This window comes from Aliiroseovarius sp. F20344 (assembly GCF_023016155.1).
Lineage (GTDB): Bacteria > Pseudomonadota > Alphaproteobacteria > Rhodobacterales > Rhodobacteraceae > Aliiroseovarius.
Genome location: NZ_JALKBG010000008.1, coordinates 529,681 through 552,197, shown reverse-complemented (window position 1 = coordinate 552,197; position 22,517 = coordinate 529,681). Strand labels below are relative to the sequence as shown.

Below are 22,517 nucleotides of genomic sequence, written 5' to 3'. Positions count from 1 at the left end.
GTCAGACTGTGACCGTGCCTGATTCACGCATCCCGGATGCCCGCCCGGACATGCATCAAGGCACAGTCGCGTGCCCGTCTGATCCTATTGCACGCATTTGCGCTCTGACAGCTTCCCCAGCCGTCAGGGCGCTTTCTTTTGTCGCCCTTGGAACCACCTGACTTCGCTGGTAACTTCCAATCAAATTTGGGAGATCATCATGGTACTTGGCACAAATATCCGCACCTATTTCAATGGCAGCTGGCACAATGAAGATGTGGCTGTGATGAAAGCGGCCGATCATGGATCATGGCTGGGCACCAATGTCTTTGACGGTGCGCGTTTCTTTGAAGGCGTACACCCGGATCTAGATTCTCACTGCGCCCGAACCAATCGATCCGCCGAAGCGCTGATGATTACGCCAACCGTTTCAACACAGAAGATGGTCGAGATCGTCAAAGAAGGGCTGGCAATGTTCCCCAAGGACGCAGCCGTTTATATTCGCCCAATGTACTGGGCCTTGGATGGGGGCCATATGGGGGTTGCCCCAAAAGAGGGCGCGACAGGTTTCGCGGTCTGCTTGGAAGAAATCCCAATGACACCCGCGGCGGCTTCGACCACCCTGACGACCACACGCTTCCGCCGTCCGACCCTCGACAGTGCTGTGGTGAACGCCAAAGCTGGCTGCCTTTATCCTAACAATGCGCGCATTCTTCTTGAGGCTCACTCCAAGGGCTTTGACAATGCTTTGGTCACGGATGCGCTTGGCAATGTCGCTGAAACGGCCACCACAAACGTCTTCACGGTTCGGGATGGAGAGGTCTTCACCCCGATCGCAAATGGATGCTTCCTGGCTGGCATCACCCGCGCGCGCCATATCAAGAACATGCGTGCCAATGGGTACACCGTGCACGAAACCGTCATGGGTTATGACGATTTTCGTCAGGCCGACGAGGTGTTCGTGACCGGCAATATGTCCAAGATCACCGCGGTCAGCGCGTTTGAGGACACACGTTATAACGCTGGGCCAATCACCCGGAACGTGCGCGAGATGTATTGGGATTGGGCGCTTTCCGACGCCGCGCAGAACTGACCATGATCGAAAACGATAGACACTCACCTGCCCCTCGGGCAGAGTGGTCGCGTTTCGGAGGACACGTATGCGCAAGTTTCTCGTAATTTTGGATGACAGCCGCGAATGCCTGAACGCCATGCGTTTCGCGGCCATGCGCGCGGCCCATACCGGCGGCGGTGTAACCGTTTTGTCGATCATTCCCCCCGAGGAATTCAACCACTGGATTGGCGTCGGCGAATTGATGCGCGAAGAAGAGCGTGAGCGGATCACCGTGCACTACGAGGTATTCGCCAAGTGGATGCGCGATCGTCAGGATGTTGAGCCTGAGTTGGTTATTCGTGAAGGCGAGGCCGTGCCGGAAATTCTGGCCCATGTCCGCGAGAACCCCGATGTGGGTGTGCTGGTACTGGGCGCAGGCGAAGGAAAATCCGGGCCAGGTCCGCTGGTAACGCAAATGACGCGCGCGGCCGCCGATCTGCCGATCCCGATCACCATTGTGCCGGGCACAATGACCAAGGAACGTCTTGAAGCGATCACGTGAAGACGGTTTTAAACCTGCTTTATCTATCTTCGCTTGCGACCATTTCGGTTGTCGGCCTGTTGTTTGATACGCTTTCTCATGGGTTTCACGCCACCGGTGGGGAATTCCTTTGCCGTGATTTGAAAAGCAGTGGTGGCGACGATGACGCGGTGGTGGTGATGTTCATCACGCTAATTATCCCCATAGTCATCCGCCTCATGCGCATGAAAAAGTCATATACTCGTATGGAACTACTTGTACTTTTAGTCTGCCTAGGGCTTTCCGTCTTCGGCTTATGGCTCGCCGCGCTTGATTGTGCCGATATCTGGGACACCGCTTTCGCGATACCAGACTATGCTCTTCAAGCAGGCCTTTTGGGGATGGTGTTGGCGCTGGCGTGCGGATTTGCGCTCTGGCGTATCAATGTGAAGGTAGCCCGAGATGGTTGACACCTGACCGCGCGAGGCCCATATCAAACCTGACAAAAAAGGTGTGCCCCATGTTCATTCAGACCGAATCCACTCCGAACCCCGCGACATTGAAGTTCCTGCCTGGTCAGGACGTTCTTGGCGCAGGGACTGCTGATTTCCCAACTGCCGATGCCGCAGCTGCATCGCCTTTGGCCGAACGCGTGTTCAAAGTGAACGGCGTAACGGGTGTATTCTTTGGTGCTGACTTCGTGACGGTCACCAAAGATGACGCTGTTGACTGGGACCATATCAAACCAGCCATTCTGGGCGCGATCATGGAGCATTTCCAATCCGGTCAGCCGATCATGGCAGGTGAAGCCACTGCGGCCTCAGGTCATGCGGAACATGACGGTGAGGATGGCGAGATCGTTGAACAGATCAAAGAGCTGCTGGATACGCGTGTCCGTCCGGCCGTTGCACAAGATGGTGGCGACATCACCTTCCACGGCTTTGATCGCGGCATCGTTTATCTGCACATGCAAGGCGCCTGCGCGGGCTGCCCGTCGTCGACCCTGACCTTGAAAATGGGGATCGAGAACTTGCTGAAGCACTACATTCCCGAAGTGGTCGAGGTACGCCCTGTTGCAGCCTGATCCACTTATTCTGGCATTTGACACATCGGCCGCGCACTGCGCGGCCGCTTTGCTATGTGGCGACAAGATTGTGGTGGAGCGCATAGAAAACATGGCCAAAGGACAGGCTGAACGCCTGTTTCCCTTGTTGGAAGAGGTTCTTGCCGAAGCTGGAGTGAGCTGGGCTGACCTTTCAGCCATTGGCGTTGGCATTGGCCCCGGCAACTTCACGGGCATTCGTATTTCGGTTTCTGCCGCACGCGGACTTGCCTTATCGCTCGGCATCCCCGCGATTGGCGTGTCGTCGCTTGAGGCGCAAGTGGACAACGCCCCGCGCCCGGTTTGGTCTTTGGTCGATGCGCGGCGCGATCATCTGTATGCACAACTGTTCGAAATGGGTCCGGCATCAGCGCCCGAGCTGATTTCGGCCGAATATGCGCAGTCATTAGAAGGGGAACGTGTTGGACCTGTTTCGGATCAGAACCCTGCCCTTGCGATCGCCCGGATCGCAGCAGAGCGGCTAAGTTCTGAAGCGCCAATTGAGCGCCCTGCCCCGCTTTATATCCGCGCTGCCGATGCTGCGCCTCCACGCGATCCCGCCCCGGTTATCTTGCCCTGATCCGCTATGTCCAACACATCTGCCCAAAAGCTGTCTGCCATCCATAACGCCGCGTTTGAAACATCTCGCGGCTGGAACGCCGAGGAAATCGCGCAGCTGCTGGACTCCCCTCACGTATACGTAACTGTACGCCCTGATGGGTTTGCGATGGGGCGGGTGGTTGTTGATGAAGCAGAGCTTTTGACGATTGCAGTTCTGCCCAGCGCCCAAGGACACGGGCAAGGAACCGCCCTGTTGCTGGAATTCGAGCGGACTGCCGCCGAACGTGGTGCCACACGCGCCTTCCTTGAGGTGGCGACAGACAATCACGCGGCAATAGCGCTTTATAAGAACTCTGGCTGGGCGATATGCGGCAAACGCCCTAATTATTACGCGCGCGATGATGGGTCATCTTGCGATGCCATCTTGATGGAAAAGCACATTACCTAGCGTGAACCACCTGAAATTCCCCAGAAATTGCGGCACTGCGGCGAACAAAAGTTGTGATCACCTCTTGCCCTTGTTGTAAAATCCCGGATGATCCTTTGCAGCGATCTGCTCGCAGACTTTGGGGGAATCGGCGGACATTCGGTCTGTGCGGACCCCACAACAATAACCGGGAGTATTGAAATGACCCTGATGAAAAGCTTTCTTGGCGCAGCCGCGTCGCTGGCCCTGACCGCAGGTGCCGCGTTGGCCGAGCCCGCAATCATTTTCGACTTGGGCGGAAAATTTGACAAATCCTTTAACGAAGCTGGCTTCAATGGCGCCGAGAAATGGGCCAAAGAAACCGGTGGTTCGTACCTTGAAGTTGAGCTGCAATCCGAAGCTCAGCGCGAGCAGGCCCTGCGCCGCTTTGCTGAAACAGGTGCCAACCCTGTGATCACCATGGGTTTCGCCATGTCGACCCCGATCTCGGATGTTGCCCCAGATTATCCTGATACTACCTTCGTCACCATTGACGGTTGGTCGGATGCACCGAACGTTCTGAACGTCGCATTTTCCGAGCATGAAGGCTCGTACCTGGTCGGTATGATGGCCGCCACCGCGTCCAAATCGGGCACCGTTGGCTTCATCGGTGGCATGGACATTCCGCTGATCCGTAAGTTTGCTTGTGGCTATGCAGAAGGCGTTCTGGCCGTGAACCCTGACGCGAAAGTCATCGCCAACATGACCGGCACCACGCCTGCGGCTTGGAACGACCCGGTAAAGGGTGGCGAGCTGACCAAAGCACAGATCAGCCAAGGCGCTGACATTGTGTACGCTGCTGCTGGCGGCACCGGTCTGGGTGTTCTGCAAACTGCTGCTGACGAAGGCATCCTGTCGATCGGCGTGGATTCCAACCAAAACCACCTGCAGCCAGGCAAAGTTCTGACCTCGATGCTGAAGCGTGTTGACGTTGCCGTGTATGAAGCCATGAAAATGGGTGCGGACATCAAACCGGGCGTACAGGTCATGAACCTGGCAGCCGAAGGTGTTGGCTATTCGCTGGACGAACACAACGCCGCTCTGGTTTCAGACGAGATGAAAGCTGCTGTTGACGCAGCCGCTGCCAAGATCATCTCGGGTGAACTGGTGGTTCACGACTATATGTCCGACGACAGCTGCCCAGTTCTGGACTTCTGATCCGACCATGGTGGACATGAAAAACGAGGAGCAACAGGTAACTGTTGCTCCTGCTATTGAGCTTCGCGGTATCTCTAAGGCCTTTGGGCCGGTGCAGGCGAACAAGGACATCTCGATTTCCGTACAGCCGGGGACGATCCACGGGATCATCGGCGAAAACGGTGCGGGCAAATCCACGCTGATGTCCATCCTCTATGGGTTTTACAAAGCCGATGAAGGTCAGATCTTCATCCATGGCAAGGAAACCCAGATCCCTGACAGCCAAGCCGCTATTCGCGCGGGCATCGGGATGGTGTTCCAGCACTTTAAACTGGTTGAGAATTTTTCCGTGCTTGAAAACGTGATCCTCGGGGTCGAAGAAGGTGCAATGCTACGGCCATCTTTGGCGAAGGCGCGTAAGTCTCTGAAAGCATTGGCGGATGAGTACGAGCTCCACGTTGACCCCGAAGCCCTGATCGAAAATCTGGGCGTCGGAACACAGCAACGTGTTGAGATCCTCAAGGCGCTCTATCGTGAAGCCGACATCCTGATTTTGGACGAACCCACGGGTGTTTTGACCCCTGCGGAAGCCGACCACCTGTTCCGCATCCTGAACGGGCTGCGTGATCAGGGCAAAACCATCATCCTGATCACCCACAAGCTGCGTGAGATTATGGAGATCACCGACACTGTGTCCGTGATGCGCCGTGGCCAGATGACTGCAACCGTCAAGACCAAGGATACCAACCCTGAAGAGCTGGCCGAGCTGATGGTTGGCCGTAAAGTGTTGCTTCGTGTCGACAAGGTGCCCGCTCAACCGGGTGAAAAGGTTCTAGAAGTCACGGACCTGCACATGGTCGACGATCATGGGGTCGAACGCTTGAAGGGCATATCTTTGGATGTCCGCGCGGGCGAGATCTTGGGGATTGCAGGTGTATCCGGCAACGGCCAAACGCAACTTTTGGAGGTTTTGGGCGGGTATGCCACAGCCACAGGCGAAATCAAGGTTAACGGGGATCCCATTGACCTGACAGGGAAATATTCTGACGGCCGGTCCCGCCGTGAACGCGGCATTGCACATGTGCCCGAAGATCGGCAGGAACACGGGCTGATCATGAACTTCCCGGCCTGGCAAAATATTGTGTTCGGATATCACCACGAGCCCGAATATCAGAAGAACACGCTCTTGATGGACAATGCCAAGATGGTCGACGTCGCTCAGGACAAGATGGACCGCTTCGATGTGCGCCCCCCGCTTCCCAATCTGGCCGCGAAGAGCTTTTCTGGCGGGAACCAGCAGAAAATCGTTGTGGCCCGTGAAATCGAACGCAATCCCGACCTCCTTTTGGTTGGCCAACCCACACGCGGCGTCGATATCGGTGCGATTGAGTTCATCCACAAACAGATCATTGGCCTGCGCGACCAAGGCAAAGCAGTGCTACTTGTTTCCGTTGAGCTTGAGGAAATCCTGTCACTTTCAGACCGGATTGCCGTGATGTTCGACGGCCATATCATGGGCGAGCGCTTGCCATCAGAAACCGACGAACGTGAGCTGGGCCTTCTTATGGCGGGTGTAACCGGCGAGGGAGACAACTGATGGATAAGATTCCTAAATGGGCCGACGTCGCCCTGATCCCCTTTCTGAACTTGCTGATTGCCTTTGTCCTATCGGGATTGGTGATTTTTGCCATTGGCGAAAACCCGTTCAAAGCGTTGATGACCATGATCGACGGGGCCTTTGGGTCCACCTATGGCTGGGGCTACACGCTTTATTACACCACCAACTTCATCTTCACCGGCCTTGCCGTGTCCATCGCGTTCAAAGCCGCGATGTTCAACATTGGTGGTGAAGGCCAAGCGATGATCGGGGGGCTGGGCGTGGGTCTGGCTTGTCTGTTTATCCCCACGGCATTGATGCCTCATTGGACCATTGCACTGGTCTTTGCGGTGATTGCCGGTGGACTATTTGGTGCAGGTTGGGCGCTGATCCCGGCATACCTGCAAGCCAAACGCGGCAGCCACGTCGTGATCACCACGATCATGTTCAACTTCATTGCGACCGCTTTGATGGGCTATCTGCTGATCAAACCGCTGAAGCTGAAAGGCGCGCAGGAAAGTGCTTCTGCCAGCTTTCCGGATGTGACCAACCTTCCGACCCTGCACGAGCTTTTGGCCCCGCTGGGCATCAGTTTCTCAAAATCGGCTCCGGCCAACGTGTCGCTGTTCCTGGCGCTTGCCATGTGTGTCGTTGTCTATCTGCTTATGAACCGCTCGCGTCTGGGGTATGAAATCCGCGCCTTCGGGGAAAGCCCAACGGCCTCGGTCTATGCGGGCATCTCACCCACCAAGATCATCATTGTCGCTATGATGCTGTCCGGTGCGATCTCGGGCCTGATGGCAATCAACGCCACGATGGGCCAGCACGAACGCCTGATCCTGAACGCGGTTGAAGGCGCAGGCTTCATCGGCATCGCGGTTGCCCTGATGGGCCGCAACCACCCGTTCGGAGTTCTTCTGGCGGCGCTTTTGTTCGGCTTCCTTTATCAAGGTGGCAGCGAGCTGTCGCTTTGGACGAAAATCCCGCGTGAGCTGATCGTGGTTATTCAAGGTTTGGTGATCCTGTTCACAGGCGCACTGGACAACATGGTGCGTATGCCGGTCGAACGCATGTTCATTGCTGCTGCCAAACGAAAGGACGCGTAAGATGGATTTCCTGACGATCATCCAGATTGCCGACTCGGCCCTGCGCCTTGCGACGCCGCTTTTGTTTGCCTGTCTCGCAGGCCTGTTTTCCGAACGTGCGGGCATCTTTGACATCGGGCTTGAAGGCAAGATCCTCGCATCAGCCTTCTTGTCGGCTGCCGTTGCCTTCGTCACAGGTTCGGTCTGGCTGGGCCTTCTCAGCGGGATCTTTGCCTCGATCTGCTTTTCCGCGGTGCATGGCATGGCTTCAATCACCTTCCGGGGCAATCAGCTGATTTCTGGTGTTGCGCTGAACTTCCTGGCCTCTGGCATTACAGTGCTCGCTGCCCAAGCTTGGTTTGGCCAAGGTGGGCGTACCCCGCCCTTGACCGGCAATGGACGCTTTCCCCCGATCGAGCTGCCCTTCGCAATTGGTAGGTCAGATGCTGAAGCTGCAGGCGTTCCCCTGCGCATTTTGATCGAACAAGCCAACCCAATCCAACAGGTCTATTCCGAGTTCATCTCGGGTCACACGATCCTTGTCTATGTAGCGCTTTTGATGGTGCCGCTGTCGTGGTTTGTTTTGTTCCGCACACGGTTCGGCCTGCGCCTTCGTGCAGTGGGCGAAAACCCGGCAGCCGTAGATACTGCAGGTATTTCTGTCGTACGACTGCGCTATGCCTCAATGGCCATCGCAGGCACATTGTGCGGGTTGTCCGGCGTGTATCTAGCAACGGGATTGGGCGCGGGATTCATCAAAGAAATGTCTGCGGGGCGCGGATATATCGCGCTGGCCGCTCTGATCTTTGCCAAATGGAAACCGGTGCCCGCTTTGGGCGCGACCTTCCTGTTTGGATTGTTGGAAGCCATCGCCAACCGCTATCAGAACATCGACCTTGGCGGCATCGTGATCCCCGTTCAGTTCATGCAGGCCCTGCCCTATATCCTGACCGTCGTAATCCTTGCCGGCTTTGTTGGCTCGGCCATTGCGCCAAAGGCAGGCGGACAGCCCTATGTCAAAGAACGCTAAGGCGGTCGCCGATCAGGTCCGCGCGATTGCGGGTACTGATCCGGTCTCAGTCGGATTGGTTCTTGGGTCGGGGCTGGGGCATTTGGCCGACGCCGTGGACGGCATTGCGATCCCCTATGATCAGCTAGAGGGGTTTCCCCATGCGGGTGTTTCGGGGCACAATCCGAACCTGGCAATCGGGATGCTTGGCAACACACGCGTCGCTGTGTTCGGCGGGCGCGAGCATTACTATGAAAATGGCCGTTCCGACGCGATGCGCCTGCCGCTTGAGGTCTTGCGCGAACTTGGAGCCGATCGCCTGATCCTGACCAATGCCGCCGGGTCCATGCGTCCTGACATTCCACCGGGCGAGCTGATGCAGATCACGGATCACATCAACTTCTCGGGCCTGAACCCACTTATTGGCGAGAAAACAGATGCGCGTTTTGTCCCCATGGGCGGCGCCTATGACCCCGACATGACCGCCGATTTCCAGCGCATTGCGCAAGCAGAAGGGGTCGCGCTGCAACAAGGTGTCTATGCGTGGTATTCAGGGCCATCCTTTGAAACGCCCGCCGAAATCAAAGCGATCCGCACCTTGGGTGCCGATGCCGTAGGCATGTCCACAGTGCCCGAAGTGATTCTGGCGCGCTTTCTTGGGCTGCGAGTTGCGGGCTTCTCGACCATCACAAATATGGCTCAAGGCATGTCCGACGAGGCCATAAGCCATGAGCACACCAAGAAAATGGCACCACTTGGAGCCGAAAAGCTGGAAAAACTGGTTTGGCGCTACTTAACAGGTGACGAACGGGCGTAGTTTGAGCCATTAATGGTCGCACCCCAAGACCACTAATTCAGAGTTTTTGCCCCATGCAGATTTACCTGCCGATCGCCGAAGTGTCCGTGAACGCGTTCCTTCTGCTAGGCCTTGGTGGCATCGTCGGCATCCTGTCTGGCATGTTCGGTGTGGGCGGCGGCTTTTTGATGACGCCGCTTCTGTTCTTCATCGGCATCCCGCCAGCCGTGGCAGTTGCCACAGAAGCCAACCAAATCGTTGCCAGTTCGTTTTCCGGCGTCCTCGCCCATCTAAAGCGAAAGACGGTGGATCTTCGAATGGGGGGCGTGCTGCTTGTTGGTGGCTTGATCGGTGCCGCGCTGGGTGTGCAACTCTTCAACGCGCTGAAAGCCATTGGGCAGGTCGACCTGTTGGTCAAGCTGTCCTACGTTCTATTCTTGGGCATCATTGGATCTCTGATGTTTGTCGAAAGCCTGCGTGCGCTTATGAAGTCGCGTGGCGGCAGCGTTCCCAAGCGACGCAAACACACCTGGGTCCACAACCTGCCCTTCAAAATGAAGTTCCGCACATCAGGCCTTTATATCTCGGTCATTCCGCCGATTTTGGTGGGTGTCCTTGTGGGCATTTTGGCTGCGATCATGGGCGTGGGTGGCGGTTTCATCATGGTGCCTGCCATGATCTACCTGCTTGGAATGCCTACGAAAGTTGTAGTCGGTACATCGCTGTTCCAGATTATCTTCGTAACGGCCTTCACTACGCTTTTGCATGCCACCACCAACTTCACCGTGGATATGGGCCTTGCAGTGCTTCTTTTGATCGGTGGTGTTATCGGCGCTCAGATCGGGGCACGGATCGGCGTCAAGCTTAAGGCTGAACAGCTGCGTGTCCTTCTGGCGATCATGGTTCTTGCCGTCTGCGGGAAACTGGGTCTGGATCTTCTGATTATGCCAGCCGAGCTGTACGAGCTTGGCGCAGCGGGAGGCCACTGATGCTGCGCCTTCTTACCGTTCTTTCATTTCTGCTGCTGTCCGCCCTACCCGTTCGCGCGGAAGAGGTTGTCGCGGGACTTAGCCAGAACCGCGTGTCCATCACCGCGACATTTGTCGGGTCCGAGATCCTGATCTTCGGGGCTGTGAAGCGCGACAGCCCTCCTCCCGAGGATAACCCTTTGGAAGTTGTTGTGGTGGTTGAGGGCCCCAGCGCGCCTATCACAGTTCGCAAGAAAGACAAACGTTTCGGGATCTGGGTGAACACAGAAGCCATGGAACTTGCGGCCGCGCCAAGCTTCTATGCCGTTGCGTCTTCGGCACCACTTGAGCAAAGTGTCTCGACCCTGGACGATTTGCGGCATCTGATTTCTGTCGAACGGTCGATCAAGATATCGGAAAATCCTTTTAACATTGATGACCCGCGAGAATTTGTGGATGCCCTGATCCGCATCCGTCAGAAGTCCGGCTTGTATAAGCTTCTGGAAAGCTCGGTAACGCTTCAAAAAGACACGCTTTTTGAAACGCGCGTCGCCCTACCAGCCAACCTAACTGAAGGCGAATATCGCACACGTATCCTGCTGACCCGCGGCGGAGAGGTTACGTCTGAATACGAGACCGTGATTAACGTTCAGAAGGTTGGACTCGAGCGGTGGATCTTCAATCTGGCCCACGAGAAACCACTGATCTATGGCTTGCTGTCTTTGGTCATTGCCATCGCAGCTGGCTGGGGTGCATCAGCCGCCTTCCGTATGATCCTGAGAAACTGATCTCGAATGAATCGGGCAACTTTGTGCGGCATGTAAGCATGCCGCGAACAGATTCCGTGTGGATTACCCCCGCCCGATGTAAGGCATCTTGGTGGCCATAACGGTCATGAATTGCACATTCGCTTCGGGCGGCAAGTTGGCCATATGAAGGACCGACCTGGCCACTTCACACACATCCATAGAGGGCGGCGGGGCCTCTCCTTTCGCAACGGCAGCGTCGATGATGCCCTGCAACAAATCCGTCCGCGCATTTCCGATGTCGATCTGACCACATGCAATATCATAGGGTCGACCATCCAGACTAAGCTGGCGTGTAAGGCCGGTGATCCCATGTTTCGTTACCGTATAGGTCACGGCCCCTTCGCGTGGGACATGTGCGCTGATTGACCCATTGTTGATGATCCGCCCGCCTTGTGGCGATTGAGAGCGCATCAGACGAAACGCAGCCCGCGCGCATAAGAACATGCCCGTCAGGTTGACCGAAACCGCTTGGTTCCAATCCTCAATTGAAACCTCGTCAATTTGGGCGGCGGGGGTGAACAGCCCGGCATTGTTAAACAACACATCCAAGCGGCCTGTTTTGGCAGCGAACTGATCAAACGCACCACTGACCGCATCTGGATCGGCAACATCCGCGACTAAGACATGCGCGTTCGGGTGATCTGCTGCAATCTCCTCCAACACCTCAGCCCGGCGAGCCATAAGCCCTGCGGTCCACCCTTCGGACAAAAACAGTTCTGCCACTGCGCGACCGATGCCAGCACTGGCACCTGTGATCAGAATACTAGGCATCCGAAGCTCCTTGGGTTTCTAACGTCAGTGCGGCGGGTTTCGCTGGCAAGTCGGCCGTCGAAAGCTCCGCCGATGGGCGTGCCATGGCATAGCGCGTCACCCAATGCAGGCGCGTTTCCGCCCTTGTGATTGCCACATAGGCCAAGCGCTTCCAAAGCGGCAGGCCAGCCTCGCTCCGCCCGGCCCAGGCGGCGGCTGCGATGTCCGGGGCAAACACCTGAACTTCCGGCCACTGGGAACCCTGCGCTTTGTGGATCGTTACCGCTGCGCCGTGCAGAAAGGTTGCCCCCATGCGGGCCGCGAAGGGAATGAACGGCTCTTCCTCATCAGGCTTTTCGATCTTTACAATCGATGCCGCCGAGACCTGTGGATCCTCAGCCCCAAGCACATGCAACCGCGAAAAGCCGGGCCGTTTCCCAGGTCCCAGATAGACGCATTGCGCCCCTTTGATAAGGCCGCGCGCTTCCAGATCAATCCGCTTCTTGCGGTGTTTCAAAGGCAGCTCGATCCCGTCGCAAATCAGCGGTTCCCCGGGCAACAGCTCAATCTCTGGCGCTTGGAAGGCGGATCTGAAGGCTTGGATAAGACGCACGCGCGTCTTGTTGCGCCAGACCAGAACTGGCGATCGCGCCATGAGGTCGGCATTGGCGCGCGGTGACACCACAACCCGGTCATCACGCCTAGCAGCATCGTGGATCATCTTTTCGAACCCATCGAAGTCCAGCGCATCATCCGCTAGGGCGTGCGCAAGGTCCAGAATTGGGTTGTCGTCTTCCTGCCGGTGAATTCGGTGCAAAACCTGTTTTCGAGGCCCCTTAATGCCATCAAACACCATCTTCCCGGACTGCCCGACCGGGGCAAGCTGTGCCGGATCACCGAACAAAACCAACGTTGGGAAAATCTCGCGCAGATCTTCAAACTGCTTTTCATCCAGCATCGAGCTTTCGTCGACAAATCCAATATCCAACGGATCGTCGCGCCGTTTCCACCCGGTAATGAAGTCTGATCCCCTTAGCCCGGCTGCAGCCAAGGCACCCGGAATGGATTTCTGCGCCTGATAAAAGCTGTAGGCACGATCCAGGGCTTCATCCGTCAGCCCTTCGATCTCGGGCCGTTCGCCATTTCCGGCCAGCCATTCAGCGATCTTTTCGTATTCGGGGTCGTAGACGGGCGTATAGAGAATGCGATGGATGGTCGTGGCGGGCACCCCCCGGTTGCGCAACACACTTGCGGCTTTGTTCGTCGGCGCAAGAATGGCCAGGGTGCGGCGGTCCTTTCGACGTTTCCCTTCCCAGTCACCCGAAATCACATCGACGCCAGCTTCATCCAAAGCGCGGTATAGTTCTGCCAACAGAAGAGTTTTACCCGACCCCGCTTTGCCGATCACCGCCATCAACTGGGACTTCCCATCAGAAACCGGCGTCAGCAGTGCATCATCAAGGTTCACGCCTGATAGGCGCAGCATCTCGGACACGCGGTCATGTGCCTCGGCCTGATCGTCAGAGAAAGTTACGGGGGAACGTTCGGTCATGGCGCGACCCTATCGCGCGTATGGGGGCAGCACCAGCACCCGTAGGCGCTGGTAGCCGTATTTCTCAGGTATATTTTCTTAAGCTGTACGTGGCAGTGCCTCTGGTGCTGGGGCGCGGTTGCCTGTCGACAGCGAATAGCGCAACCAGCCTTGGCTGATCTCGCGTGTGACACCGACCCGTTTCAAGGTGGGTTCAAACGCAGCCTCATCCATCGACCACAGGCCAACGCCGATACGGTCACGGCCTTCGCCGGCCATACCGATCACCTCAGGTACAAGACCCATCAAGCGATAGATCCGTTCCATACGTGGATCGAAGACACCAACATAGTGCTCTAGCTTGAAAGAGGCCATAAGTTCACCAGCGCCGAGGGCAAGCGCGGCAGATGCACGACGGTCTGCATCCGGGGAGAGACAGAAACGGGTGCATTCCCAGATCAACGGGCTTTCAATATGAACACCGTCGGTCAGATGGCTAAAGTGGTCATTCACCATCGTTTGACCGACCGTAGGTAGAAAGCGCATGGATCCGCCGTGACGACCATCCGCTTGTTCCCAGATAACGTATAGCGGGTTCATATCGTCGTATTCGTCCCGTTCGTGACCTTTGTCGTCCACCGAAACATCCCAGCCAAGACGGCGCGAAAACTGTTCAGCGCGGTCCTTGAACATGGTGTCAGCCAGAAGGGGAAATTTTGCAAGATCATTGCCATAGAGATAACGCAGCATGAGTGGAGCTCCTTTGTCCGAGTGTTTAACAAGAACATGCTCGCTTCTTAGTTAACGTATGGCAAATACATCGTGAGGTAGAACGTAGATTAAATTATAATGATTCCCGTCGACAGTGCCCTCGCGACCGCATGGGTTGTGTTCATCGCACCCAATTTGTGACGGGCACTTTCGATGTAAACTCGCAGGGTATGCTCTGAGATATTCAGCTCTGCAGCGGCCTGTGCGCGGCTCATTCCCTTCGCCAAACAGCTCATCGACGCAAGCTCTCTGGGGGACAATGCGGGCACGTTTCCGTCTTCGCCCCACTGCTCAAACTCCAACGCTTTTTTGTTGAACTCATGTGCAATGATCATCAAATCGCGGGTGTTTTCGTCTATGAAATGATCCCAGTCTTCATCCGCCGCAGTCGCATTCATGGTGAAAAGCGCAAACTGTCCATTCGGACCGCGAATGGGAATTGTGAACCCCTGATTGCCCAGTCCATGGTCAATTGCATCCTGCCACATTTCGCGTGCTGGCTTTGAAGACCAGTCTAGAGACTTCCAGGAAACAGGTGTAAATCTTTGAAAACAGCCAAAAATAACCGGGTCTAATCGCAGATAGTCTTTTTCAAGATAGCGATCCACCCATTCCGCAGAATAGGTGCCCGCGCCATAGCGCTCACCGACTGAGTTTACCCAGTGATATACGGTATGTTCGACTTTGTAGTAATCGCGCAGTTCTTCCAGAACCGTTTGAAGATCCTCAAGCGTGGCCGCCGCTTGCAAGGTAGAGAGCAGGTCTTCGAGCCGGTTCTTCATAGGTGCGCGGGATCTCCCTCTTCTCGCGAGACTTGTCTGCAATCTCAGTCAAAGCGATGAGGCGCGCATCATCGAGCCATTCTGCCGTCACACTCAGACCGTTTTGCTCAGCATAGGCCATGAGGTCGCTAAGTACATCCACAATCCATTTATCTGACATGACAAAACCTCATTAAGTGCGTCTACCAACAACTTTAGCATGTAAACTGAGGCCTTCTAACTCGCTGAATGCAACTCCCCATAAATAGCGAGGTAGAGATACGGATGCAAATCACCTTCCGTAACGTAAATTTGCCAGAATCGAATGAAAATAGAAGGTGATTCGTTTTCAAAACGCGACTGCCCGCCATCTTTGGTAAGATGACGGGCAGTATTGTAAGCAGATTTTGTGGCTTATTTAGGGCCGGCTTCCAGTGCGTCTTCGAAGGTCCGCAATCCGGTCTTTGGAGCCTGCACCAGCACCGACATGTTACCGGGCTTATGCTCATTGCGGTACATCTTCATGTGGGCCGCTGGAATCTCGTCCCAGGGGAACACTTCCGACATGTAGGGATCGATGCGACGCTCGATCATAAGCTTGTTGGCGGCTGCAGCTTGTTTCAGGTGCGCAAAGTGCGAGCCCTGCAGACGTTTCTGGTGCATCCAAGTGTAACGCACGTCGAATGTGCAGTTAAACCCGGTGGTACCGGCGCAGATCACAACCATACCGCCCTTCTTACAAACCAGGTTGGACACGGGGAAGGTCGATTCACCGGGGTGTTCGAACACGATGTCCACGTTGTTGCCTTTGCCGGTGATATCCCAGATCGCCTTGCCAAAGCGGCGGGCTTCTTTGAACCAGGTGTCATATTCAGGGGTGTTCACGGTGGGCAACTGACCCCAGCACGAGAAATCCTTGCGGTTGATCACGCCTTTCGCGCCCAGACCCATTACAAAGTCACGTTTGCTTTCGTCCGAGATCACGCCGATTGCGTTTGCACCAGCTGCGTTGGCCAGCTGAATAGCGTAAGAGCCCAGACCGCCCGAAGCACCCCAAACCAGCACGTTCTGGCCGGGCTTCAGTTCATGCGGGTGGTGACCGAACAGCATCCGATACGCGGTTGCCAGTGTCAGCGTGTAACAGGCGCTTTCTTCCCAAGTCAGGTGTCTGGGGCGCGGCAGAAGCTGCTGAGCTTGAACGCGAGTGAACTGGGCGAAAGAGCCGTCCGGGGTTTCGTAGCCCCAGATGCGCTGGCTGGGTGAATACATCGGGTCGCCGCCGTTGCATTCTTCGTCATCACCATCGTCTTGGTTACAGTGGATGACAACTTCGTCGCCTACTTTCCAGCTTTTGACCTTGTCACCCACCGCCCAAACGATGCCCGACGCGTCGGACCCTGCGATGTGGTAATCTTGCTTGTGCACGTCGAACATGCTGACCGGAACGCCGAGACCGGCCCAGATACCGTTGTAGTTCACACCTGCAGCCATCACCAGAACCAGCACTTCGTGGCTGTCTAGTGTGGGGGTATCAACCACTTCTACCTGCATGGCTTGGTCGGGCTCACCCTGACGTTCGCGGCGGATGGCCCACGAATACATCTGCTTTGGGACATGGCCCATTGGGGGCATCTCGCCAATTTCATAAAGGTCTTTTTTGGGGGCATCATATTCGGCGATGCCGGGTTGTGTGTCCAAAGCCATGGTGGCCTCCTGATCTAGCGCGTTATCTGATTCTATCGCCGCAGTGCAGAAATGCGGCTGCTACCGCAGCATTACGGATCAGAAGGTAAGATTGCAACCTCAATCAGGAAGTTTTTGTAATTTTATGTCGCGACGGATTTTACCCGTTTAAGGCAAGATCGCAGCATCTGCGACCTCGGCTGGGGTCAGATCCGAGATGTGGATCGGTTCAATTTCCGCACTAAGATGCGCAATCGAGTTGGAATAATAGGCCAGCACAAGCCTGTCCGGTCCGTGAATATGATAGGCTGCTTCTGCACCTTCACCGGATTTCGTGATCAGCTTGCGCAACAACAATTCTCGCAGGCCCACTTCGGCGGCATAGTTCATGTCGCTGCGTGGAATATGAACATGCGCTCCTTGAGCCTCCATATTCTGAACCAGCGCTTCAAAGCGATCGGTGATCTCGGCATGGCTGGACCCGTCATGTTGCAGCAGGATTGCAGACACCACCGGCACAGGAAGCACAGGAACCACATCGCGAATGCGCGACATAAGTTCATGTCCCAACGGTTCCATGATGTCGTTGGGATCTCGCCCATCCAAGTAATCTACCAACGATACCGGATCCCCGAACGAGACGCTGGCATAGCCGAACCTGTGAAACCGACCAGTCAATCTCTGCCAAAGATGCCGCCCTACGTGGCGGGCAACATATTTAAAGCGAAGGCCAAACCGGCGGCTGCCCTTTATGTCGGCAGATACCAAAACCCTGTCTTCCAGCACGCGGTCATAGTTCATAGCGACCGGAATAAAGACCACATTTCGGCTTTCGCCCGGCACGAAGTCCTGAACGATGTAGCTGAGCAAACCAAGCTTCGGCTCGCCCACCTCGCCGTTCAGGCTCAACCCGCCTTCGGGGAACATGGCTTGTGTCACACCTCCGTCCGTCGCCAATCGCACATAGCGCGACAGAACTTTTCGATAGAGGTTGTTGCGGCTTTTCCGCCTAATGAAATACGCGCCCATAGACCGGATCAGCGTACGAAGCGGCCAAACCCGTGCCCATTCCCCCACCGCATAAGACAGATGTGATCGTTCGGCGGCCAACCAAGTGACCAGCACGTAATCCATATTGGATCGGTGATTCATTACGAAAATCACCGTCGCGTCTGGATCAATCTCGCTTAAACGTGCCTCATCAAAGGCGCCCAAGCGCACACGATAGAAGGCGCGGCTGAGCAGTTTCGCCAGCCAAATGCCGAAACCGAAATACGCTGTCGCCGAGAAACGCGGCACAATCTCGCGCGCATATCGCTGGGCTTTCTCAAAGGCGACCTGTTCAGGAATTCCGGCTTTGCGCGCATGTTCAACAATCGCTTTGGCAACCTCGGGGTCATAAGACAGTCGCTGCACCATGTCATAGCGCCGCGCCAGCTTGAACGGCTCGATCGGGCGCTCAAGCTTTTCGTTTAGACGGGCCACCGCCCGTTCAAGGCGTTTGCGGAAAAACCAGCGGACGGATGGAAACAGAAAATGCGAGGCAAAAGTCACCGTGGCGAAGGCCAGGATCAACACAAGCAACCAAAGAGGAAGTTCCACCGCGCGCGTCATGTCCAAGCATTTTCACCATTTGGCTAAAAGGTAAAGCATCGTGACACTGGTCTTCGCGGTGCGTTGCATCTTGAATGCGGTTCAGAGTTTGGCGACCGCAGCCAAACGGATCGAAACGCCACGCCGCGTAACTTTGTTCTATTGATTTTACCCCTTGCGTAATTTTCTTGCGCCACTAAAAATGCTGCAGCGCAACATAAGGTGAGTCTCTGCCATGTCTTCGAATACCATCCGCCCCTGGCTTTTCCGCACCTATGCTGGTCACTCGACCGCAAAAGCATCGAACGAGCTGTACCGCACCAATCTGGCCAAGGGTCAGACCGGTCTGTCGGTGGCCTTCGATCTGCCTACTCAGACGGGATATGACAGCGACCACAAGCTGTCGCGCGGCGAAGTGGGCAAGGTTGGCGTACCGCTGAGCCATCTGGGCGACATGCGCGCGCTGTTCAAAGATATCCCGCTTGAGCAAATGAACACCTCGATGACGATCAACGCTACTGCGCCGTGGCTGTTGTCGCTCTATATTGCCGTCGCCGAGGAACAGGGCGCTGATATCTCGAAGCTGCAGGGCACTGTTCAGAACGACATCATCAAAGAGTATCTGTCGCGCGGAACCTATGTTTGCCCGCCCAAGCCCAGCTTGCGCATGATCACCGATGTGGCCGCCTATACGCGCGAACACCTGCCGAAATGGAACCCGATGAACGTCTGTTCCTATCACCTGCAGGAAGCTGGCGCGACGCCCGAGGAAGAGCTGGCCTTCGCGCTGGCCACCGCGATCGCAGTTCTGGACGACCTGAAGAACAAAGTCCCTGCCGAGGCCTTCCCGGCCATGGTCGGCCGCATCTCGTTCTTCGTGAACGCCGGCATCCGTTTCGTGACTGAAATGTGCAAAATGCGCGCCTTCGTCGAGCTGTGGGACGAAATCACCCGCGAACGTTACGGCGTTGAAGACCCGAAATTCCGCCGCTTCCGCTATGGCGTTCAGGTGAACTCACTTGGTCTGACCGAGCAGCAGCCTGAAAACAACGTCTATCGTATCTTGATCGAGATGCTGGCTGTGACGCTGTCGAAGAATGCCCGCGCCCGCGCGGTGCAGTTGCCCGCTTGGAATGAAGCGCTTGGCCTACCCCGTCCGTGGGATCAGCAGTGGTCGCTCCGCATGCAGCAAATTCTAGCATACGAAACTGACCTGTTGGAGTTCGACGACCTCTTTGATGAAAACCCCGCCGTGGAACGCAAAGTGGCCGAGCTGAAAGACGGCGCACGAGCCGAACTGGCCCAGATTGACGGTATGGGTGGCGCAGTTGCTGCCATCGAATACATGAAGTCGCGACTGGTGGAATCCAACGCTGCCCGCATCGGCAAGATCGAAGTCGGCGACACCACTGTGGTTGGCGTGAACAAATGGCTTGAAACCACTGAAAGCCCGCTGACGGCTGGAGACGGAGCCATCATGGTGGCTGACAAAGAAGCCGAAGCCGACCAAATCGCACGTTTGGAACAATGGCGTGCGGATCGTGATGACGTTGCAGTTAAGGAAGCCCTGAACGCCCTTCGCGCCGCCGCCAAGTCGGGCGAAAACATCATGCCGTCGTCGATTGCCGCTGCCAAAGCGGGCGTAACGACCGGGGAATGGGGCGAGGTAATGCGTCAGACCTTTGGCCAGTATCGCGCACCGACCGGCGTGTCGAAGAACCCGTCAAACCGCACCGAAGGTCTGGACGAAATCCGCAATCGTGTGGACGCTGTATCGGACGCTCTAGGCCGCCGCCTGACCTTCTTGGTCGGCAAACCGGGACTGGACGGACACTCGAACGGTGCCGAGCAGATCGCTGCCCGCGCCCGCGATTGCGGCATGGACATCACCTATGAAGGCATCCGCCTGACTCCTGAGGAACTCGTCGCTTCGGCCATTGAAACCAAAGCCCATGTGGTTGGCCTGTCGATCCTATCCGGCAGCCACATCCCGTTGCTAGAAGAGCTGATGGAGCGCATGAAAGACGCCGGGTTGGGCGACATTCCGGTCGTGGCCGGTGGCATCATTCCCGACGAAGACGCCGAGCGTCTGCGCGCAATGGGTGTTGCCAAGGTCTATACGCCGAAGGATTTCGAGCTGAACACAATCATGGAAGACATCGTGACGCTGGTTGCCCCCAAGGACATCGCAGCTGAATAGAGCAGCAACTCGTTAAAACTGGAAACAATTGACGCGATATTGCACCATTCCGTGCAGATTCCGGCCTCATTTCACGTGTAAATCTCGTGAAAGTAGTGATCCGTTTCCAGCCAAAGGCGTGTGTGTCCATATGAAAATGCTTCTTCTGACAGCAGCTCTGGGGCTGTTTGCCTCTCAGTCGCCCGCGTTGGCGAATGAGATCATCAAGGTCAGCTCGAAAGGTGCGGCTTTCAACTACTATAAGCCGACCGCCAATGATCACCTCAGTGGCATTGAAAAACAGGCCTATGACATCCTTATGCGCGAGCGCGCAAAGCGCGGATTAAAACCGATCCCGCTCTCGTCCAGCTTGACCCTTGTCGCCGGACGCCATGTCGAGGATTTCACTCGCAACATCGCCCCACGAGGCGGCCCAATCCGCGGCACGAATACGCACAGCTGGAGCGATGCGCCCTACTACGCCAACCATCGGGCCCCGAAAGCCATGTGGGACGCCCCCAAGCGTTTGAGAACAAAGTACCGCAAAAACGCCTATGAAATCACCGCGTGGGGGTATAGCGATCCGGAAGTTGTGATCAAAGGCTTCCTGAATTCGCCCAATCACCGCAAGGTCATTTTGAACGAAGGCATGTGGCGGCGGAAAAACTGGAAATCCGTTGGCATTGGCTTTGGTCGCGCAAAGGTTAAGGGACAATACCGGACATTCTGGTCGATTTGGTTCGGGGATTCCAAAGATCCGGCGGGCAAGCCAAAGCGCAACTAAAGTTGGGCGCTGTTATCTGGCATCGTGACTGCTTCAGGTCCGGTGCCGATTACAGACCACAGATTACCCGTCACCTTCCTCAAGCTTTTGCACCAGCTCGTTATAGCTATAGCTTTCGGCGATATGTCCCATGTCGCCGGGCTCAAATTCTTTGTCCATCGGCAGGCACCCGATCCCGCAAATCTGCGTGGTGATCAAATCTTCTGTGTCGATATACCATAGCCGCCCACCGGGCGTGGCGACCCAGCCATCGATCCCCTCTTCCTCATCCCCTTCCATGTCATCCCCGGATGGAACTTCATTGGCATAATCATACGAAAACGCCCCATGCGTATGATATGAAGACAGAATTGTTTCGATGTTTTCGGGTTCATCTGCCAGACAGCTCGCGCGTTTTCCCGGCGTGGGACGTGATGCAATCAGCTGGCCGCTTTGGTCATAGCCAATGTACCCACAATACTCGCGATTCCATCGGATCGACTTGGGCTGAAGCTCGGTAAAGACCTGTTTCACCAGCGTTAACTCTGCTGCCTCTTGCGCATGGGTCAAACTTGGCACGATAAAGAATGGTAATATGATCCAGCGCACGGGGTTCTCCTTTGCCTGCGAAACACAATGACTATAGGAGCCGACCATGACCGTCCATATCGGGGCCGAAAAGGGCCAAATCGCAGAAACTGTACTGATGCCCGGTGACCCCTATCGGGCGCGTTGGGCCGCTGAAAACTTCCTAGAAGGGGCCGAGTTGGTCAACGAAGTGCGTGGCATGTTGGGCTTTACCGGCACCTATAAGGGCGACCGCGTGACCATTCAGGGGTCGGGCATGGGGATGCCGTCGATCTCGATCTATGCGAATGAGCTGATCCGTGACTATGGCGCGAAAACGCTGATCCGCATCGGGTCCTGCGGCGGAATGCAGCCACATGTGAAGGTGCGTGACGTGGTGATCGCAATGACCTGCACAACAGTCGCGACCCCATCCAGCACCATTTTTCGCGAGCTGAACTACTCCCCTTGCGCCGATTACGGCTTGTTGGAGGCCGCAGTTGCGGCGTCTCGCGGGCGTGATGTAGGTGTGCATGTGGGCGGGATTTATTCGTCCGATACGTTCTATGACGAACGCCCAGATCTGAACAAAGAAATGACCCGCCACGGCATTCTGGGGGTCGAGATGGAAGCGGCCGAGCTTTACACTCTGGCCGCCCGACATGGCGTGCGCGCCTTGGGGATCATGACTGTGTCTGACCATCTGCAAACTGGCGAGGCCCTGCCATCGGATCAGCGCGAGAAGACCTTTGGCGATATGGTTGAAATCGCGCTAGAAGCTGCGTTCGCTTAATCAAACCGTTCATCTAAAATGAAAGAGGCGCCATGCGGCGCCT

24 protein-coding genes are annotated in these 22,517 nt (G+C 56.1%); 16 read left to right on the top strand and 8 right to left on the bottom strand.

Going from position 1 to position 22,517, the window contains the following annotated elements; genetic code table 11:
* Nucleotides 1-199: 199 nt before the first annotated feature.
* The 13 genes from MWU55_RS11665 to MWU55_RS11605 all read left to right on the top strand — a co-directional run bounded on the left by MWU55_RS11665 (nucleotide 200) and on the right by MWU55_RS11605 (nucleotide 11,062).
* Nucleotides 200-1,072, top strand: coding sequence for a branched-chain amino acid aminotransferase (locus MWU55_RS11665; RefSeq protein WP_246936349.1), 873 nt, complete (start codon nucleotides 200-202; stop codon nucleotides 1,070-1,072).
* A gap of 67 nt (nucleotides 1,073-1,139) precedes the next feature.
* Nucleotides 1,140-1,595, top strand: coding sequence for a universal stress protein (locus tag MWU55_RS11660; protein ID WP_246936348.1), 456 nt, complete (start codon nucleotides 1,140-1,142; stop codon nucleotides 1,593-1,595).
* Nucleotides 1,592-2,023 (top strand): hypothetical protein, encoded by a 432-nt coding sequence (locus MWU55_RS11655; RefSeq protein ID WP_246936347.1) that lies wholly within the window; start codon nucleotides 1,592-1,594, stop codon nucleotides 2,021-2,023. The genes MWU55_RS11660 and MWU55_RS11655 overlap by 4 nt, the downstream gene beginning before the upstream one ends.
* A 50-nt stretch (nucleotides 2,024-2,073) precedes the next feature.
* Nucleotides 2,074-2,637, top strand: coding sequence for a NifU family protein (locus MWU55_RS11650; RefSeq protein ID WP_246936346.1), 564 nt, complete (start codon nucleotides 2,074-2,076; stop codon nucleotides 2,635-2,637).
* The gene (gene tsaB / locus MWU55_RS11645) at nucleotides 2,627-3,235 is read left to right on the top strand and encodes a tRNA (adenosine(37)-N6)-threonylcarbamoyltransferase complex dimerization subunit type 1 TsaB (RefSeq protein ID WP_246936345.1); all 609 of its coding nucleotides are present in this window, start codon (nucleotides 2,627-2,629) and stop codon (nucleotides 3,233-3,235) included. The genes MWU55_RS11650 and tsaB overlap by 11 nt, the downstream gene beginning before the upstream one ends.
* Before the next feature lie 6 nt (nucleotides 3,236-3,241).
* The gene (rimI, locus tag MWU55_RS11640; protein WP_246936344.1) at nucleotides 3,242-3,664 is read left to right on the top strand and encodes a ribosomal protein S18-alanine N-acetyltransferase; all 423 of its coding nucleotides are present in this window, start codon (nucleotides 3,242-3,244) and stop codon (nucleotides 3,662-3,664) included.
* 180 nt (nucleotides 3,665-3,844) lie between these two features.
* The gene (locus tag MWU55_RS11635; protein ID WP_246936343.1) at nucleotides 3,845-4,840 is read left to right on the top strand and encodes a BMP family ABC transporter substrate-binding protein; all 996 of its coding nucleotides are present in this window, start codon (nucleotides 3,845-3,847) and stop codon (nucleotides 4,838-4,840) included.
* A gap of 7 nt (nucleotides 4,841-4,847) precedes the next feature.
* A complete protein-coding gene (locus tag MWU55_RS11630; RefSeq protein WP_246936342.1) occupies nucleotides 4,848-6,416 on the top strand; it encodes an ABC transporter ATP-binding protein in 1,569 nt (522 codons plus the stop codon).
* Nucleotides 6,416-7,522 (top strand): ABC transporter permease, encoded by a 1,107-nt coding sequence (locus MWU55_RS11625; protein WP_246936341.1) that lies wholly within the window; start codon nucleotides 6,416-6,418, stop codon nucleotides 7,520-7,522. Before MWU55_RS11630 ends, MWU55_RS11625 begins: the two co-directional genes overlap by 1 nt.
* A 1-nt stretch (nucleotide 7,523) precedes the next feature.
* Nucleotides 7,524-8,531, top strand: coding sequence for an ABC transporter permease (locus tag MWU55_RS11620; protein WP_246936340.1), 1,008 nt, complete (start codon nucleotides 7,524-7,526; stop codon nucleotides 8,529-8,531).
* Nucleotides 8,515-9,327: a purine-nucleoside phosphorylase gene (locus tag MWU55_RS11615; RefSeq protein ID WP_246936339.1), complete on the top strand. Its 813-nt coding sequence runs from the start codon at nucleotides 8,515-8,517 to the stop codon at nucleotides 9,325-9,327. The genes MWU55_RS11620 and MWU55_RS11615 overlap by 17 nt, the downstream gene beginning before the upstream one ends.
* Nucleotides 9,328-9,380: 53 nt before the next feature.
* On the top strand, nucleotides 9,381-10,295 hold the full coding sequence (locus tag MWU55_RS11610; protein ID WP_246936338.1) for a sulfite exporter TauE/SafE family protein: 915 nt from the start codon (nucleotides 9,381-9,383) through the stop codon (nucleotides 10,293-10,295).
* Nucleotides 10,295-11,062: a TIGR02186 family protein gene (locus tag MWU55_RS11605; protein WP_246936337.1), complete on the top strand. Its 768-nt coding sequence runs from the start codon at nucleotides 10,295-10,297 to the stop codon at nucleotides 11,060-11,062. The genes MWU55_RS11610 and MWU55_RS11605 overlap by 1 nt, the downstream gene beginning before the upstream one ends.
* Nucleotides 11,063-11,125: 63 nt before the next feature.
* Here the strand turns inward: MWU55_RS11605 and MWU55_RS11600 are convergent, their stop codons facing one another.
* The 7 genes from MWU55_RS11600 to MWU55_RS11570 all read right to left on the bottom strand — a co-directional run bounded on the left by MWU55_RS11600 (nucleotide 11,126) and on the right by MWU55_RS11570 (nucleotide 18,193).
* Nucleotides 11,126-11,854 carry an SDR family oxidoreductase gene (locus tag MWU55_RS11600; protein WP_246936336.1) on the bottom strand — a complete coding sequence of 243 codons (729 nt, stop codon included), beginning with the start codon at nucleotides 11,852-11,854 and terminating at the stop codon, nucleotides 11,126-11,128.
* Entirely contained in the window at nucleotides 11,847-13,385 is a 1,539-nt protein-coding gene (locus MWU55_RS11595) for an AAA family ATPase (protein WP_246936335.1), read from the bottom strand. Before MWU55_RS11595 ends, MWU55_RS11600 begins: the two co-directional genes overlap by 8 nt.
* Before the next feature lie 78 nt (nucleotides 13,386-13,463).
* Nucleotides 13,464-14,114: an acyl-homoserine-lactone synthase gene (locus tag MWU55_RS11590; protein ID WP_246936334.1), complete on the bottom strand. Its 651-nt coding sequence runs from the start codon at nucleotides 14,112-14,114 to the stop codon at nucleotides 13,464-13,466.
* Between the two features lie 89 nt (nucleotides 14,115-14,203).
* Nucleotides 14,204-14,917 (bottom strand): LuxR family transcriptional regulator, encoded by a 714-nt coding sequence (locus MWU55_RS11585; protein WP_246936333.1) that lies wholly within the window; start codon nucleotides 14,915-14,917, stop codon nucleotides 14,204-14,206.
* The gene (locus tag MWU55_RS11580; protein WP_246936332.1) at nucleotides 14,862-15,077 is read right to left on the bottom strand and encodes a hypothetical protein; all 216 of its coding nucleotides are present in this window, start codon (nucleotides 15,075-15,077) and stop codon (nucleotides 14,862-14,864) included. The genes MWU55_RS11585 and MWU55_RS11580 overlap by 56 nt, the downstream gene beginning before the upstream one ends.
* 233 nt (nucleotides 15,078-15,310) lie before the next feature.
* On the bottom strand, nucleotides 15,311-16,600 hold the full coding sequence (gene ccrA, locus MWU55_RS11575) for a crotonyl-CoA carboxylase/reductase (RefSeq protein WP_246936331.1): 1,290 nt from the start codon (nucleotides 16,598-16,600) through the stop codon (nucleotides 15,311-15,313).
* Nucleotides 16,601-16,747: 147 nt separating this feature from the next.
* Nucleotides 16,748-18,193, bottom strand: coding sequence for a 1-acyl-sn-glycerol-3-phosphate acyltransferase (locus MWU55_RS11570; protein ID WP_246936330.1), 1,446 nt, complete (start codon nucleotides 18,191-18,193; stop codon nucleotides 16,748-16,750).
* Between the two features lie 214 nt (nucleotides 18,194-18,407).
* Between MWU55_RS11570 and MWU55_RS11565 the strand changes: the two genes are divergently transcribed.
* Nucleotides 18,408-20,372: a protein meaA gene (locus MWU55_RS11565; RefSeq protein WP_246936329.1), complete on the top strand. Its 1,965-nt coding sequence runs from the start codon at nucleotides 18,408-18,410 to the stop codon at nucleotides 20,370-20,372.
* A gap of 130 nt (nucleotides 20,373-20,502) precedes the next feature.
* The gene (locus tag MWU55_RS11560) at nucleotides 20,503-21,135 is read left to right on the top strand and encodes a CAP domain-containing protein (RefSeq protein WP_246936328.1); all 633 of its coding nucleotides are present in this window, start codon (nucleotides 20,503-20,505) and stop codon (nucleotides 21,133-21,135) included.
* Nucleotides 21,136-21,198: 63 nt separating this feature from the next.
* Here MWU55_RS11560 and MWU55_RS11555 read toward each other — a convergent pair whose 3' ends face one another.
* Complete coding sequence (locus tag MWU55_RS11555) at nucleotides 21,199-21,723, bottom strand: DUF4329 domain-containing protein (protein ID WP_246936327.1); 525 nt, start codon at nucleotides 21,721-21,723, stop codon at nucleotides 21,199-21,201.
* A gap of 46 nt (nucleotides 21,724-21,769) precedes the next feature.
* Between MWU55_RS11555 and deoD the strand changes: the two genes are divergently transcribed.
* Nucleotides 21,770-22,474, top strand: coding sequence for a purine-nucleoside phosphorylase (gene deoD, locus MWU55_RS11550; protein WP_246936326.1), 705 nt, complete (start codon nucleotides 21,770-21,772; stop codon nucleotides 22,472-22,474).
* Nucleotides 22,475-22,517 lie beyond the last annotated feature (43 nt).